This is a genomic window from Shinella sp. OV683, assembly GCF_057787725.1.
In genome coordinates this window covers 1,292,619-1,310,383 of sequence record NZ_CM173543.1, presented here as the reverse complement: position 1 = coordinate 1,310,383, position 17,765 = coordinate 1,292,619, and the positions used below count along the sequence as shown (strand labels likewise).

Below are 17,765 nucleotides of genomic sequence, written 5' to 3'. Positions count from 1 at the left end.
AGTTTTCAATGACTGTTCGCATAGCTGTCATTGCGGGCAAGCCGGTGCTGTGTGAAAAGCCACTTTCGCAGTCGTCCACCGAGTGCCTTGATGTGATGGCGAGCGAGGAAAAGGCTGGCCGGAAATTCGTTCAAGTCGGCTTCTCGCCCGCCTTCGAGGCCACCCGGTTTCGAGATATCAAACGTGTCCAATCACCAAAAATCCAGCCATCTGCCGAGATGGAATAAGCCCACACCGACGGCTGCGACCAGCCCGACCACCAACACGACGGGCGCTGCCGCAACGCCGGCCATGATCCCGATGGCGCCCGCAGCAATGGCGAGCCCCGCGCCAACACCGACACCTCCTGCAATTGCGCCTGCGGTATCACCGGCCTTGTAGGCTCGATAAGCCGAAACACCCGATACGACAGCCAGGCCGACACCGCCAACTGCAAGGCCCAGAGTCATGGCACTGACGCCGGCCACAGCTGCCCCCGGTACCGCGATTGCATAGAGTTCAAGCCCGCCACCGGCAACGCCGAGTGCATCGCCAATCCCCATAGGCACGTCGCCGCGCGCAATGTCGCCGCCGAGTGCCCACGCCGAGAGGCCGAAGCCCACGCCGGTCAATCCCCGACTCACCATACCGGGGCGGCCGGGAAGTCCGCGCACATTTTCCGGCGGCAAGGCGCCGGCCGGGATCTTGCGCCCGCGACCCGGGTTCAAGGCGGTTGTAAGATCCGTGCCAACGGATGCGGGTGCATCGGTGGGAGTAATAATCACCGCGCGCGGCGCCTTGCCGGTCATTGTGCCGGTGGGGTTGGCCTTGATGGCATCCGCTGCATCCCGCGTTGCCCCACGCGCTATTTTGCTGACATCGTCAAACGATTCAGTGGATTTGATCTGCTTGACTTCTGTTGAAGTCTCTATGTCGTAGCCTTTGGTGTTGTCCCGCCAGCTATTTCCATAAAGCCATTCGAGAATACGGCCGCGCTGGGTGCCTGGCAGACCTTCATTCGAAAATCTGTTGTTCCAGATGAATTTCTCCGCGCCCGGCCCGGCTTGTGCGGCCGCAATGCCGGCCGTTCCCGGCGCAGCTGCTACCTTGTCCTCTTTCCCGCCATCAGGCTTGTTGTCGTTGGCCGCGGGGGGCGTGTTGTCATTGGCCGCAGCTCCGCTGCCGCCGCCCACTCCTGCATCGGGGGGGCCAGTGGCCTTGTCCGTTCCCTCCCCCTCCTGAGGCGTCCAGGTCTTCGCGTCGGGATCAATGGACGCTTGGCCAGGGATTTTCAACCAGCGCCCCACGTCGTAGCCCTGTCCTACCTTGGTCACCGGGCCGGTGAAGCGGTAGCCGCGGTCATAAAGGAATTTTGCAACAGCATCGGGACCTTCGGCCGCGGCCTTTTCGGCCTCCGGCCCGGCCAGTGGGATCTGGGTTTTTTCTTCTTGCTGATCCGGTTTCGATTGGCGTCCGTCGGGGTCCACACGACCGACCGGATTGTTCGCGCAGAACGCATAAAGGTTGAAGCCGTCGCCAAAACCTCCGGGGTCCGGGCTGATCCAGCGGCCGAGCCAAGGTGCGTAAAAACGGGCACCAAAGTCATAGAGGCCTGTCTCCTCATCGAGCGCACGCTGATGGTAGCGCAGTCGGCGCAAGGCCGGAGAGCCGCCGGCCAACCGCGCAGAATAGGCCGTCGTGCCAAACGGATGATGCTCCTCGTAGCCGATCGGGTCTCCGGATGCGTCGGTTTCCAGCATCGCGGCGCCGGCATGATCACCGTGCCGGTAGTGTATTAGGTGCACGTCGAGCGGCGCGGGGTCTGTTCCGTCGTCATCCCGCAGCAACGTGTCGATCTGTGCAAGAGGCCCGGCTTCGTCAGCGATCCTCAAAGTCGAACGCTCCAAGCGGCTGGCGCCCCTGCGGCGGCGTCTTAGCTCCACAGGCCCAAGAAATATGGTCTCGTCGACGATGCCGCCGGGGCGCTCCACCACTTTCCGGATGCGCGTGCCCTCAAGAGCGAAGGTGTTGAACATGCGCCCGCCGCCGCCGAGCTCGGCGCTCAGCATCCGATCGCTCATATCCCAGGCGATCGACGTGAGATGCGGCATGGCGATCATCCGCCCGGAAGGGTCGTAAGCATAGTTGTCGCCAAAACCACCAAGTGGATCGGATGGGCGGCTGGTCCGCGCAAGTCGGTTGGTGCGATCGCCTGGGCTATCTTCGTAGCGATAACGATAGCGGCGCACCCAGGCATTCGGTCCTGATTGATGCCGCAGTTCCAGAATGTTGCCAAGGTCGTCATACTCATACGTCTCTACGTAGCGGCGGACCGCTTGGAGATCATTGATATGCGGCAGGTTCATCGACCCTGCATCGCCTGGCCCTGTCTGGGATGCGCCGATCGCGGCCAGTTCGCGGCCTTCGGCGCGAAGCAGCTGACCGGTGGCATCATAGGTGAAACGACGTCGGGGACTGACCACCGCGTTGGCGAAGATGCGGGTCTGTTGGGCGACGTCATCGGCTTCGACCGGGTTGCCGGCGGCATCATAGACGAAGCGCACGTCTTGCAGCGCATCGGCCTCCAGGTCCGTGCCCCGACGCAGCGTTAACAGGCGCTTCAGCCGAAAATCGAGTCTATCGTAGCCATAGCGGCTTACAGCTCCGCTCCCGAACTCCGCCTCCAGGCGCTGGCCTTTGGCGTCGAAACTTTGCCGGGTCAGAAAAGGCATGAACGGACCGGCCCCACGAATACGGGCCGTCAGCGTCGAGAGGCGGCCGCTCACATTGAACGAATGCCGCAACACGCTTCCCTCAGGAAGGTTGATGTCGATCGGCCGTCCCAGCGCATCGAATGCGCCGGAGGATTCGAAAAACTCCGCCTCGAGCAACGGATCAGCGCGGGCCGCGATCACGTCGGGCGCGGCATCAGCTCCTAGCACGGCCCAATCCGGCACGACATCGTAACGAGTTGTCAAACGACGGCGCATGGACACCGGCATGCCACGGAAGTCGTAAGCCGGAACCTGCACGGCACCTGCAGTGTCGTAGACCGCGATCGGTCGACCACGGGCGTGCGGAGTGTCGGGATCGGCCAGGTCGTCACCCCAGACGATGTGGGTGACGCGGCGTTCCTGGGCCGCTGCAGCAGGTTGCTGAAATACGCTGACCGGACGGCCGGACGCATCCATGCGCGTACGCCACCGCCCCAGCGAATCCCAGATAAAGAGAGATGCTCCACGCGCGTCGAGCAACACCCACCTTTCGCCGCGCTCGGCGGATTCCACAGCCATCGCCTGGCCGGCATGGTTGAGACGTGTCGCGGCGACAAGTCGGTTGCGCGTATCGTAGGCGCGACAACCGCGCCCGCCTGTGTCGACTTCGAGCCGTGTCGTGCGTCGGCCCGCGTTTCCGTTGTCCGACCAGGCATAGACCGGTCGTCCGAGCGCATCGAATATCACCCGGCTCGGCGTACCTGCGTGCTGTGCCGAGAGCCATGCAGCACGGCTTTCCGAAGCCATCGGCTCGGGCCCTCCGGCAGGCGGGGATCCTCGGGCGGCATACCAACCACTGTTGAGCACGGTGTCGTTGGTATCCGAAGCACTGCTGGACCAGGTGTCGAACGCCATCTCGTTGTAGGTGCCATCGGGGTGATCGATCCTGATGGCACGACCGAGGGGGTCGTATGTAATTTCGTTCGACACACCGGTCTCGACCAGCGCAGCGGCACTTTCAAATTCGGGGGTGACGCTGAAATAGGGCTCGTATCTGCGGATCGGCATGCCTTTGTTGTCAACGATCGTGCGGCCGTTGCCGATCCACCGTGGAGCCGGGGTCGTATCGAAATCGGTGACGGTTCCGTCCGGCTGAAGCTGGCGCGCGATGCCCGGAGGCGCCTCGACCTTGGACATCAGGGGAGCGCCGCCGCCATCGATATAGCTGTAGGTCTGGATCCACCGGGTTGCCGGGTCGGCGTGGCGTTCGCGGACGCGCGTGATCACGCGGTTCGGTAACGACAGGTCACGCCAGCGTGTCAGTTGATATTCAATGTGAGTGGTGGGGTCAGCGAGCGTATCGCCCTCGCCGTTCGGTCCGATAATTGCCGTCGCAATGACCCTGCCGAGGAGATCTTTAGAGACGGCCGTCGAGGTGCCGTTGACATCCGTCAGGCGCGATGCGCTCAACGTGCGATAGTCGTTGACTGCCGTGATAACATTGCCAAGCGGGTCTGTCGCGCTGATCGAGAGCATGTTGTGGGGATCATAGACAACGGAGGTTGTGGCGCCCAAAGCATCCCGCACAGACAACGGCAAGTAGAAGCGGCCGGGAGCGCCGGCATTAAATATGGGCCGTGGCGAGGGTATCCACCAATTCGTATCGCCCGCAAGATGTACATAGCCGGCCGCCAGCAGCATTGCGTCATTGACACGGCCGGCGAAACCGGATGCGACCAGCGAGGGCGTGAACGCCAGTTCGTAGGATTCGAACGGCAGGCCGAGAGTATCGAGAGCACCGAATGGCAGTGGCCCGGCCAAGTCGCTGGCGAGAAAGCGCTGGCGATTGCGCCGGACCAGCCGGAGCCGCAGGCCACCCGCAGGCGGGGCCTCAAAGGCGAGCGGTTGCGCCAGCGCAATTGCCGCAACAAGTGTTGCAATGGTCACCGGCCCTGCCGCTACGCCAGTCAATTCGTAGGCCCGTGCCTCCGCCGCTGTGCGAAGCCGGTTTATGTCTGCTCCGACGACGTCGTTGGTATAATCCGTTTCCTCGACGAAGATGGTGCGCTGCGTTTGCGCGGCCTGGACCGCCGCCGGAAGCGTGGAGTCGGCCAAAGCGCGACCGTAGATGACGCGGGCGCTGCGCGTCACGAGGCCTTTGTCATCCTGGCGCAGCACCAGAGACTGGCTCAGACGAGGATCGGCGGGATTGCGCTCGTAGGAGTAGCCGAAGCTCTCGTGTGGCGTACATCGATAGACACCCGGGCGGTGGTCGAGTTTCGGCTGCAGCGCTACGACCAGGTAGCGTGATACGCTGGTCGAATAAGGCACTCCGGAGGGATCGCCTTCAGCGATGACCTCCGTGCGCAGAACCTGACCGCGCAGCGCAAGGGCCGCTTGCCGATATGCCTCGGGGTCGTCGGTCAGTGGCATTGTCCATGCAGAGATCATTTCCGGCGTTACCGGATTCTCCCAAGCGGTATCGAGTACGTTGCCCGGGTCGAATTCGGCATCGTCCGGCACACCCAGATGATGCCAGATGCGTGTCAGCACGGGCGGCTGTTGCCGCACGGCCGAGGCAACCACTCCGCCAACCAAACTCGGGGCCGCTACTGACTCGGCATCGCGCTGATCGATACTGCCGAACCCCGCGAACACCCCCTCCACCGGGTCATAGAGTCCGTGGTGATAAGAATAGCGGCTAACAAGCTCGGTCTCGCGGACGGCATCGCGGACTGTCAGGCGCGACAGGCAGTGAATGACGATCGGAAGCTTTGTGCTCCACGGGGTGCCTGCTGCCAGATCATCGAGAAAATATCGTGTGGAGGGCAGATAGTCGAACATGACTTTCCGCCCGAAGCCATTGTCGACATCGGCAAGCAGATGGGGCTTCCTGCTGCCGAGAAGATCGACATAGGCAAGCGGTGTCTCTCCGGCACCCGGCCAGACGAGGCAGGCTGTGCCCCGACCAAAGAGATCGATGACGAATACGCCCTTTTGTTCAGCCAATGGGGGCACATCGGCAAGTCGGCTGGGCGCGCTCCACGCATTGCCGCAGGCGTTGAAGTGGAGATCGACGCCATCCTTGCCCAAATAGATGAGGTCACAGGCACCGTCACCGTCGATGTCTGCAAGACGTATGCGCTGGGGATCGAATGAGCTCTCGCCATCGAGAGCGGGAGCATTGGCCATCCGGACCCGCGCACCAAAGTTTCCGTATCCGAGGTTCGGCCAGTAGGACGCAGCATGCGCCCGAATCTCGACGACGTCGGCCAGCCCGTCGCCGGTCATATCGGCCAGAAAAACGCCGCGACCCGCCTCGGTCGTGAAGAGCCGTCGTGGGGTGTTCGCCTCCTCGCCATGAGGCACAAACCGGCCGCTTCCAAAACCCTTGGCACCAAGAGAGGGATACCAGACAAAGCCATCGTCATGGGCAAGCAGAAGATCAAGTTTTCCGTCGCCGGTCAGATCGACAAAGCGCAACTGGGGATCGGCCCAGTCGATTTCAGGTGTGCCCTGGAAGGCTAAGAAACCGGCCCAATCGCCATTATGGCTCTGGCGATGCCATCCGGATCTGGCCTCCTCAAGCATGACGACGTCACGCGGCCCATCACCATCAAGATCGATCAGCACGCTGACGGGCTCTCGGTCAGCGGCAAGCACCGGCAGCGGATCCACCACGAATCCTTCTTCGAAGCGGCCGCCACGGTTGGGATGGAATCGCCACGCACCGTTCACCGGAACCAGGATGCCCGGCAAGGCCTCGCCGAGTAGATCGACGAAGCGGGAACCGTCCATAGCCATGGGGGACAGCCCCCTCATGTCATCTGACGCCAGAGTGTGGACGCTGCCGTCGATTTCCGTTCGCCGGTAGCCAAGCTTGAGTGCCGGCAAAGTCAGTTGGTCCATTCCCCCACCGGCCCTGGGGGCGTAGCCGGTGATCTGCATTTCCTCGAGAAAGGCGCCTTCCGGTTCACCGCGGCGTCGGGCATCAGCGGTCGCGCCGCGATAACCAAACGTCAGGCTCTGCACCAGCATTGGCGCAGGCCCCAGTTCGGGAAAGCGATGAAACATCAGCAGACGCTGGCACAGCCTCCAGGTTCGCAGGTCGAAACCGGGGCGGCCATTGCTGGTCGGGTCAGCCCGAACGACCCAGGGCGCCGTTTCGTTCGGCACGTCCTGATCGTGTTCTCCATAATCGAAGACCGCCTCCAGCAGCCAATCATTTCGCGCCAGCGAGTCTTCTCCGGAGACGAAAGGCGTGTCATTGGCCCACAGAATACGCTTGAGATAACGCTGCGGATAGGCGGCCGCCCCCGTGCGTGCAGCGTCGAAGATGCCGGCGATGCCAGCGCCATCCTCCATTTTGTAGCGATGGAGCATCGCGTTGCCCTTGTCATCGCTGGCAAGGGTCGGCATCCAGGCGAAAATGCGTCTGTTATCGCGGGGATCAGATATTCGCGCCTCGGCATGATCACCATAAAAGCGGGTCATGTTAGCCGCATCGATGACACGCCAATGAGCAATGCCGTCCGCGTTACGGGTCCATCTTTCGATGCGGTTGACGTCGTCAGCGTGACGTGGGCGGTAGCGCCGCACGGTAAATGCACCGCGGACCACTTCGACAGGTGCGCCGCCCGCAATCATTGGTGTCAATTCGACGCCGTCCAGGAGAAAGGAGTCGAGATCGAGGTCATCCTGAAAGGTTGGGAGGGCAGCGCTCGTCTTGCGGGTCACGCCGCCGAGAGAAAGCGTCCAGCCCCAGCCGAAAGAACCTGTTCCAGCTCCCGAGGAATAAGTCAGGCTCAGAGAAGGCCCGAAGCCCGAGCGGCCGGGAGACAATGGCAGCGGTAACGACATTCCGGCAGCGCCAGTAAAGCCTCCCGGCATGATCTGTTCGTCCATTCCACGGACAGCACCTCCCCCGCGCGGCAAGGTCGGTTCTGGTAGCAATGGTGCAGTAGTTCTTGCCGTATCGGCATCAACATGCGGACCCAGCGCCACTTGCGCCGTTCCGAGCGAAGACGACAACCCAGAGGTGCTCTCTCGTTTCATCGCGCCGAACTCCAAGTCGCCAAATATCATGCGACCTCTTGATTTGCATAGCAAATCAAACGGCAATATTGCAACCAGTACGTGCCAATAGATGAATTCTATTTCCAGTCAGCATATTGTGCTTTTGCCATTTCGTCAACGCGCGGTCGCATATTTTCATTGACTGTCTCCGCAGGTGGTGTTAGCTTTTCAAAAAACTTATGGCGGAAAAGTCCAAGACTTGGAGCCCCATTGCGGTCAGATTGTGCGCGTTTGAACGCACGGTTTTGACCTTATTTTCGTTTTATCTGAATTCTTGAAACGGCAGGCACGACGGCGTTGGTCGGCGATGTTCGACGCTGATCGTCCTTGCAATGCGGGGGAGCTCAGAGATGTCGCTTTTGCGGGTTGGCCTATCGATTGGCATGGGCGGTGCGGATGTCGCCCGTCTGCATGATTTGCTCGAACAGACAAAGATCAAGCCCTCGCCGGCAGAGGTGAAGAGGCAAGAATTCGGCGTCTCCACGAAAAATTCTCTCAAAGCGTTCCAGAAGGAGGCCGGACTTGATCCGAGCGGCATCCTGGACGACGGAACTTTATCGGCCCTTCGAGCGGCGACCGCGATTGCGGAACGGGCGATCTACGGCACGGTGCGCTATGCGAACGGATCGCCCGCCGCAGATCTCCTGGTGCAAGCCTATGATCGCGACTTCCGAGCCTTACAGCCGCTTGGCGAGGCCATCACGGACGCGGAAGGTCGATACAGCATCCGCTATGATGCGTCGTCTTTCGCACGCGCCGAGAAAGCTGGCCCGGACATCTCCCTTGAAGTGCGCTGGAAGGGCGGCGATGAGCCTGTCTACGCTGATGACGCCAGCACGACCCACTACAACGCATCGCGCGAAGCCAGGATCGACATAGATCTCGCCACGGTCACAGTGGCGGATGCGAACGAATTCGACCAGCTTACCGCAGTGCTCGTTTCACTGGTTGAAAAGACCTCGATTGAGGATATCGCCGCGGACGGCAGGCTGGAAGAGGTGATATTCCTGTCGCGCGAAACGGGTATCGATCAGCGGCTGGTCGAACATGTGGTCGTGGCGCACCGCTTGGGTGCCTTCGTGGGGCTGCCGGCGGCACTGTTCTACGCGCTGCTTCGGACAGATGTGCTCGTTGGGATAGGCCCTGATCGCGCCAATCCCGTTTACGCCCCTATCGGCGTTTCAACGCCCATTGAACCGGTCTATTTCGATGCGGTGCGGCTGGACAAGGATACGTTCTTCAAAGCCGTCGAACGCGCGGTCGCGGCCGCCTGGGTTTCACGGCAGGTGCTCGATCTTGCCAAGAAGGCATTTTCGCGCCTTTCGGAGGATCGTGCCAAAGCGGACGAATTCGTCCGCACAGAGGGTCCCCGACGATTGAACGAGGCGATTGCGCCATTTCTCGCGCAAGGCAATGCCGATCTCGCCGAGAAAATTCTTGCATCTGCCTTGGACGGCGATACCGAGAATCTCATGAAGCAGCTTGGCGTGATGGGTCAACGTCGCCCAAAAGGTTCGAGAGCAGCCGGCACACGCATTGAACTCACGCGCATCCTCGGCTTCGACAATGCCGTTCTGGAGCGAGCTTCGGCTGCCGTTGGCAAGCGGAGAGGCGGGGCTTCGCAGCTCGCCCGCGTCGGCCGCGACGTGATCCGTGAAATGTTGGCACCCGCCGGAGGGGCTGCCCGACCGACGCGGCGGACGTCGAAACGTGCAAGCCAAGCAGAAGAGCCCCCGTTAGAAGACGATCGCCTCGAACGCGATGTCGCGACAGTCGAAGCGCTCGCAGGCAAACGCTTCCCATCTGCCGCAATGGCGCTCAGGTTGGAGCGCGATCCGGCTGTTATCGACAAAGCCGACGATGTGCGCGACTTTTTCGATGCTCATCCGGAATTCGACCTTGCCAAGCACAATCTTGGCAAATTCATCTCGAGCTCCAGGGCCAGAGCCTTGCGGTCACTACCGGAATCGACGTTCCGCCAGATTGAGGCCGTGCAACGCACCTACCGGCTGGTCGAAGATCCGGAGAAGGCCACAGCGTTGCTGCGTTCCGGCATCCGCTCGTCGTCCGACATCGTCATGCGTGGCCGCACCAGCTTCATCAAGGAGGCCGGAACGTCAGGTTTATCCGTGTCTGAGGCCGAGGGCGTGTATGCGCGTAGCGAGGGTGTCTACCTCGCGACGACCTTGCTCGCGACCGACTTGCACGCCTATGCCGGCGGCGTGGAGGGCATGGAGGTCGCGCGGATGGAGAGCCGCGCCAAGCTCATTCCCATCATCGGGGAGCACCCCACGCTGAAGTCGTTGTTTGCTACACAGGATATTTGCGCCTGCGAGGAATGCAAGTCGATCTACGGCCCGGCCGCCTATATCGCCGATGTCCTGCGCTGGCTTTCGAAGCGGCTGGTTATCGACAAGACCAATCCGGGCTCGGCCTCCACTCGTACGGCAAAGGACATACTGTTCGCCCGCCGGCCCGATATTGGCGACATCGACCTTAATTGCGAGAATGCGGAAACGCCGATCCCGCACATCGACCTGGTCTGTGAACTTCTGGAGGAAGAAATCGCGCCGACGCCGACCGTTGCCTTCAACGGCGCTATCGTAGAGGGAGCCGCCCCCTCAGCATTGATCAGTTCCATCAGGGCGGCGGACTTCGATATCGGAGACAATGCGATCATCTATGGTCCTCATCTGCCCGATGAGTTCGTTCTACGCGACGAGATCGGCGTTTACGCCCTGTCCGGACCGGCGCCCAACTGGACAGTTCGTCGGTTGCGCCAGACGCATGGAACGGCCGCCGAGCGCGCAGCCGCACCCGAATATGTCAATGCTGCGGCCTATGCGGCACTCAAGGCCGGCAAAGCCGCGTTCACGCTGCCATTCGATCTCTTCCATCAGGAAACGCGGGCTTTCCTTGCCGACGCGGGTCTTGACCGCGCAGAGTTGATGCGTGCGGTTCAGCAGGGGGGCGTGCCCACTGCCGGCGACATCGAGGGTGAGACGCTTGGCCTGTCGAACGCCGAACAGGCCCTGGTTTTTGCCGCCGCCGTCGCCGATCAGCCTGAAATCTGGGGCATTCAGGCGGCTACAGCGGCACCGACCATGGAACGCATGGACGTCTTTCTCGACAAGACCGGCCTGACCTATGCGGAAGTTGAGGCGCTCATTGCCCTGCCCTATGTGGCGGGCGGCGCGAACTTGTTCATTCATTTTGATGACTCTTCGTGCGATCTCGCCATGCGCCACATCCGCAACCTCACGGACGCGATTCTGGATCGCGCCCACCGTGTTCTGCGGCTGTCCAAACGCATCGGTGTCGCTATAGCCGATCTCGATCGGCTGGCTTTGGCCACACGACTGGGTAATGGTGACCTCGGCGCGGCGGCGCGCGCCGGCCTAGTGGGACTCATGCGTCTCGCGCCGCGGCTGGGGACGGATCTGCCGAGCTTAATCACTTGGCTCGACGTGATCCCAAGCAACGGACAGGGCTCGCTTCATGCGTTGCTGCTCCAGAACGTCGCTTCCACCGGTCCGCTCGATCCGATCCTGCTGCCGGCAGGTATCAAACTCAACGAGCAGAACGAAACCGCGGTCCCCGGTTCGGGGCGGAAACTCGCTGCCGTTGAAGCCGACCTCGCACGCGCTTTCGCGACGACCGAGTCTGCAATTGCGAGCATTCGGGCTCGAATCGTTGAGATCGGCACCTTTGGGCCGCAGCCGCCACTGAGCTTTCTTTCCTTGGCAGCCGTCTATGGGCGCGTCGAACTGGCACGTGTGTTGGGCCTTGCGGCCGAGAAACTGATCCGCCTGGAACGCCTTCTCAACGTCAACCCGTTGTCGTCGGTTGCCCAGCTCGATGCGTTCGTCACAGCGGCCAAGCTGCTGGAAAAGACCGGCGTGGACGTTGAGGATCTCGACTACCGGCTTCGCCGCCAGGCAGCCGATCTCGCAGTCCGCGATCCATCGCAAGCCGCCTTGGTGGCAACCCTGACCGACCTTCGCAGCGCTCTGGTGGACGCCGCCGAACAGACCCGCTCAGCTTTCGACGCGTCACAGACCGTGGAGGAGGGCCTTGCCGGCTTCCGGACCGCTCTCGAGCGAGAAGCTGTACTGGACCCAGCGGCGCGGGCCGTGTTCGAGCAACTGATGCGGGACGCACCGCTTGCTGCGGCCGTCGTCGCCGCCGCCAAGGCTGTGGTGGATGGTGCGCTGGCCGCAAAAGTCGATGGCGCCGTAGTCAAGGCCGCTATCGATCTTGTGGCCGCCGCCGCCAATGCCGGTCCGATCGTTCCGGCAGCGCTGGAAACGGCACGCCTCGGCCTGATGCAAGCGCTCATGGATGGTTTGGCGGCGTCGGCACTGACGACCAAAGCCAAAGAGGCCGCGATTGCGGCGGTGATGACACAGACCGGACTAGACCTGGCCTCGGCAACGCTGTTCGTCGATGGGTTGAGGATTCCGATCGGTGTAGGCCGCCAGCCGATCGGGACGCCGCTGACGACCGGCCCAATCACCGATCCGACAGTGCCTCTGACTGATGCAGCGGCACCTCATCCCTTCCGCGCCTTGCGCGCGGCCGTGCTCGCGACTGGCCTGCTGGCCCCTTTCGCACCGTCGACGGAGCTTCTGCAGTTTCTGATCGAGGACGCGCCGGCGTTGGGCCTGCTCGATTTAGGGCTACTGCCCTTCGAACCGGGCATCCCGCCCCTAGCCTATCCGATCTGGCGCGACTGGGCCGATATCATGGCACTCGCAGTTGCCTATCCGCCGCGCGTGCGTATGGGCGGCGGGCAAGTCGGAGCACTGGATATTTTCCGCGCGTCGGGCGCCGGCGTGCCGACAGCCACACTTCTAGCTGATCTCGCGCTCGTTACCGGCTGGCCCGCGGATCTTGTCACTGCGTTGCATGCACATTTCACGGCCACTGTGCCAAACTACGGATCGCCGTCGCATTGGCGCCGTATGGAAAACGCCGCTGTTCTTATTGCTCCCTTGTCTGTGGACCTCCCCCAGGCTCTCGCCTTTGCGAGTGCCGCTCCCGGGGCTGCGGAAAGCACGGCGGCGCGCGCAATGCGGCGCAGGCGTTATCGGCAGAGCGATTGGCTGGTAGCCCTCAAAGGAATCGTGGATCCGCTGCGCGAACTTAAACGCGATGCCCTGATGGCGCACTTGATGGCGACCAACCCCGCTCTGACCTCGACACTGGACCTGTACGACCACTTCCTGGTCGATTCTCAATGGTCGGCCAAGATGCCAGGGTCCCGCATCGTTACGGCCCATGGCACGCTTCAGCATTACATCAGGCGTTGCCTGTCCGGCGACGAACCCACTGCCACAGCCGATGTCGAAGGCGACAGCGGCTGGAGCTGGTGGGACTGGCAATCGCAGTTTCGCCCTTGGCAGGTGGCACGGCAGGTCTGGATCGAGCCGCAGTATTACCTTCGTCCAGAATGGCGCGACGACAAAACCGAGGCGTTCACCGCGCTCAACGACACGCTGATGCAGGATGAAATCACCGCCGAAACGACCGAGGCGGCTGTCGAAGGCTACTTGGATTACCTGGACCAGATCGCCTTTCTGGATGTTTTGGCGACATGTTATGATTTCGACCGGGAGCAGATGCATATCTTTGCCCGCACGAAGGGAGGCGAGCCCGAAGTCTATTATCATCGCGTCTTCGAGCGCGAGCGGACGTTCACGCCATGGGCCAAGATCGATCTGGATATTGCCGGCGACCATCTGATCGCGTTTTTCAGGAACAAGCGGCTCTATCTAGCCTGGCCGCTCATTCAGGAACGCGGCAATGACCAGCAGGACGTCTCCGTTCCGAACAGCGCACCAAACACGCCCATCGACAAGAGCGAGCGGCGCATCGAGATCAAGCTGGCGATCAGCGAATACACGGGTAAGCGGTGGTTGCCGAGGCGGACGTCGAAAGACGCGGTCGTGACCCCGTGGTACACAGAGCCGGTCAAAATCGAAAACATCGTGTTCACGGTCAGCGCCGGAACGCGATTCACGATAGATGCCTTCTATCGCAACGATGGCTACAATTATGCGGGGCTCGGACGGTTCCTGCTGAATGGCTGCAAAGGCTATCCGGAGGTGGATCCCACGCCGCCAGGCTGGGCCAGCATCTTGCCGTCATTCACGGACACGCAGCTCAACCGCCAGCGCTTTCTCGAGAACGCAGCGAATCCCGGCGACGATCTGGTCATCAGCACAATCGGCACAGGTGGCGACCAGCAGTTGTTTGGCCGTACTCCGGGCCGGTTCCGCGTCACCTATCCATTCCAGGCCTCGGAGTTCGACCGCCTGATCAGCTCGATGATAGCGGCCGTATTGAGCTATAGCTTCAAGCGGGACGGCGAGATCCTCGTCTACGGAACGCTAATGCCTTGGTTCTTCGAGGACAACCAGCGCGGATATGTGCTTGTCCCGGGCCTCGAACGAAGGGAGGAGGGAAAGGACGAGGTGGCGTTTCGGACGTTCACCAACCTCAGGCGATTCCTCATGGACGTCGTCGCGCTCGTACAAAAATACATTCAGCTCGTGTTGGCGGCGACGAGTCAGGCTGAGGTCGACGACATTCTCGCTAAAATTCCCTCGGATCTTGAATTCATCCGCCTCAGGGACGAGTTCCAGCAAATTATCAGTTCCCGGTTCGGCTATAAGGTGCGAAATTTCTATCATCCATTCGCATGCAAGATCCGTGAGACCTTCTACACCGGCGGCATCAAGGCTCTTATGCGCCGCGACCTCCAGCTTACGACGTCGAATTTCGATTTCAGCAGCACTTCGACGGGATATGCACCGACCAGCGCCATCCTTGATCCTTATCCGATCGAGCAATTCGAGTTCGGCCGAGAGGATGCCTACGGCGTCTACAATATGGAACTCTTCTTCCACATTCCGCACCTCATCGGCGCCAAACTGATCGAAGACGAACGTTTCGACGATGCCGAGACCTGGTTGCGCTACATCTTCGACCCGCTCGGATCACAAGGCGGTCCCGCACCGCAGAAATACTGGATCACCAAGCCATTTTACGAACATGGCGCTTCAGATTATGCAGCGCAGCGCATCACCGACCTGATGAACAAACTTGCCCATGATCCCAACGGTACAACAGAACTTGAACTGATCGACCGGATCGAGGAATGGCGCAATGCGCCGTACAAGCCATATCTCGTCGCGCGCGGACGACCGGTTGCCTTCCAACAGGCGATCGTCGATCTCACAGCTCGGCTCTACATGGGCCGCAGCGACTCGTTCTTCAAGCAAGATACGCTCGAAGGCCTTGTGCAGGCGGAACTCGGATACTCGCGGGTCGAGCGCCTGATCGGCAAGCGGCCCCGGATTGTGCCATCGGTCGTTCCGACGCCGCCGTCGACATTCAACCAACTCGAGCCCAAGCTTGATGCCTTTGGCAATGCCTTGATGTCACTTGAAAATCTGGTTCCGGATTTGTCGGTCCTGCCGCAAGGTGGTGCAGAATTGCCGACACCGCCGGTATCGCTCGAGAGCCTGTATTTCTGCATTCCCCCGAGCCCTAAGCTATACGAGCTGTGGGATATGCTGGAACTGAGGCAATTTCGGCTTCGCAACAGCCAGACCATTGATGGAGTGGAGCGTAGCCTTTCTTTGTTTGCACCCCCACTATCCGTCGAGGCGCTGATCGCTGCATCCGCTTCGGGCCTGTCGATCAGCGCGATCCTGGCGGCCATCGGTGCGCCACGACCGCCCTACAAATTCATGCCGACCCTGCAGCGCGCGCTCGAGGTCGCAACTGTTGCCCAGGCCTTCGGCGAAAAGCTGTTGCAGGCCTTGAAGGATCGCAACGGGGAAGCGCTTTTGCGGCTGAGTGCCGAGCAGCTGAGCAAATTGCGCAAGGAGCAAAAGGAACTCTATGCTCAGGAGCGACTATCGGCAGCCAAGCAGCGCGAAGGCGCCGAGGCCGCCAAAGCAGTGTTCGTGGATCAGGCGAACTGGGCGCGTTCTCGTCCCTATATGAACGTCTGGGAAACTCTTGGAGTCGTTGCCAACGGCGCTGCGCTCCTGGTCCAGACCGCGGTGGCGGTAGGCTATATCGCCTCGGGTGGCCTCAAGCTACTGCCCAAGTTCATGATCGGCGCTGCCGGCTTCGGCGGCTCGCCAACGGCAAATGCGCAGACCGGTGGCGATCACTTCGGCAATGCCGCAGAGGATCTGGTCAAGACATTGGAGTCGCTTGTTTCTGTGCTTTCCATGGGTGGCGCCATGCTGGAAACCCAGGGTGTCTATAATCAGAGAGCCGACCAGCACGCGCAGGATGCTGTACAGTCCGACTTGCAGGCGACACGCGCCGAGCGGGAAATTGAACTGCAGAAAATCCGCGAAGTCATCGCCCTCGAGAGCGAGCGCGTGCACAAGATCGAAATCGAACAGGCTGATGCACAGTTGGACTTCCTGTCCACCAAGTTCACCCGCACCGAGCTGTTCGACTGGCTAGCCCAGCGGCTTAGAACCGCTTATCGCCAAGTCTACGATCTCGCACTCGCTGCTGCCCGACAAGCTGAGCACTGCATGAATTTCGAGCTCGGTACCGAGGTCGCGATGATAAGAGGCGACCAGTGGGACAGTTCACGCCGCGGCCTGCTTGCGGCCGAATCGCTGACCGTCGATCTGCGCCGGCTCGAGGCCTACTATTTCGAAAACAATGTCCGGGAGCGCGAGATCACCCGGCGAGTTTCACTGGCACGACTGGATCCTGTGGCCCTGCTGGGCCTGCGTACGAACGGCCGATGCCGCATCGAAATCCCCGAGCAGTTGTTCGATCTCGATCATCCCGGCCACTACTGCCGCAGGATCCGCCATCTCAGTCTGTCGATCCCCAGCGTCGCTGGCCCCTACACCGCGGTGCCGGTAAAGCTGACGTTGATAGACAACCGCGTACGGGTCTCGACCGCGAGAAAGTCTGGCGGCGGGCTGACCGATGCGCAGGCTTATGCGGAAGACCAGGATGATCCACGTTTTGTCTATCACGTCGGAGCGATCGAGGCGATCGACACAAGTCGCGGCGACGAGGATTCTGGTCTCTTCGCTCCAAGCCTTGACGATCAACGCTACCTGCCGTTCGAAGGTGCGGGCGCGATCAGCAGCTGGACGCTCGAACTGCCGCAGGCGCTGCGTCCTTTCGACTACGGTACCATCACGGATGCGATCCTGACGCTTCGCTACACGGCCCGCGACGGCGGTTCGAGCTTACGCAACATGGTTGCCAATGGTATCCGGACACGCCTCGACGCGATGGCATTGGCGACCAGCCGCACAGGTCTCTTCCATTCGATCGATATCAAGCGTGATCGTCCCGATCTTTGGCATTTGTTTAACACGACGAATGCAGCGACAATCCCGCTCTCCCCAGAGGACCTCCCCTATTTCGCGCGTGGTCATACGCCAACAGTCCTTTCGATAGCCGTCCTCGCCCGGACATCAGGCGCGCCGCCCGCATCGCTGGATATCGGAGGTGTCCCAACCCCTGTTGGCGCGGCGCCGGGTCCCGAACTCGCAGGCCTGCTTTTAGCATCGCCCGCGGTGGCGCCCTTCAACTCCTCGCTTGCAATAGCCAAGCCCGCCTTGGCGAATTTTACAGAATTCGTGGTCGTCATCAACTATCGGCTGGCGACTTGAAGAAGCGTGCGGAATTTATCGCCAGGCTAAAATCATAGGTGCAATTCAGCCAGCCTTTTTTAGTAGAAAGCAATCGCGGATTTCCGTTCAGAGTGCCGGATTGACTGCAAGTGCGCGCAAAATTAGACAAAGGTTGATGTTGGTACATGGGTCGAGATGCAAAGGCGACCAACATGGTGAAGCGCTTTGTGCACTCGCCTGTGTGATGGCGCTGGTGATGGTGGGCCCGGAGGGGGCAACCAATACTAATTTACGCAACAAAATCAATACTATTTCCACAATTGTTGGAACCAAAGTTGGAACCAGCGGTCTTTGCGCATCC

3 protein-coding genes are annotated in these 17,765 nt (G+C 61.1%); 2 read left to right on the top strand and 1 reads right to left on the bottom strand.

Annotation, left to right across the window (positions count from 1 at the left end; genetic code table 11):
• Window positions 1-8 precede the first annotated feature (8 nt).
• Window positions 9-227, top strand: coding sequence for a Gfo/Idh/MocA family oxidoreductase (locus ACXHRN_RS06280; RefSeq protein ID WP_488640476.1), 219 nt, complete (start codon window positions 9-11; stop codon window positions 225-227).
• Here ACXHRN_RS06280 and ACXHRN_RS06275 read toward each other — a convergent pair.
• Window positions 192-7,598, bottom strand: a complete 7,407-nt coding sequence (locus ACXHRN_RS06275; RefSeq protein ID WP_488640475.1) for a SpvB/TcaC N-terminal domain-containing protein — start codon at window positions 7,596-7,598, stop codon at window positions 192-194. The genes ACXHRN_RS06280 and ACXHRN_RS06275 overlap by 36 nt on opposite strands.
• Before the next feature lie 521 nt (window positions 7,599-8,119).
• Between ACXHRN_RS06275 and ACXHRN_RS06270 the strand changes: the two genes are divergently transcribed.
• Window positions 8,120-17,443 carry a Tc toxin subunit A-related protein gene (locus ACXHRN_RS06270; protein WP_488640474.1) on the top strand — a complete coding sequence of 3,108 codons (9,324 nt, stop codon included), beginning with the start codon at window positions 8,120-8,122 and terminating at the stop codon, window positions 17,441-17,443.
• The last annotated feature ends 322 nt before the right edge of the window (window positions 17,444-17,765 follow it).

Coding starts and splice junctions, on each gene's coding strand:
- ACXHRN_RS06280 (WP_488640476.1), top strand. CDS start 9: ATGACTGTTCGCATAGCTGTCATTGCGGGCAAGCCGGTGCTGTGTGAA.
- ACXHRN_RS06275 (WP_488640475.1), bottom strand. CDS start 7,598: ATGGACGAACAGATCATGCCGGGAGGCTTTACTGGCGCTGCCGGAATG.
- ACXHRN_RS06270 (WP_488640474.1), top strand. CDS start 8,120: ATGTCGCTTTTGCGGGTTGGCCTATCGATTGGCATGGGCGGTGCGGAT.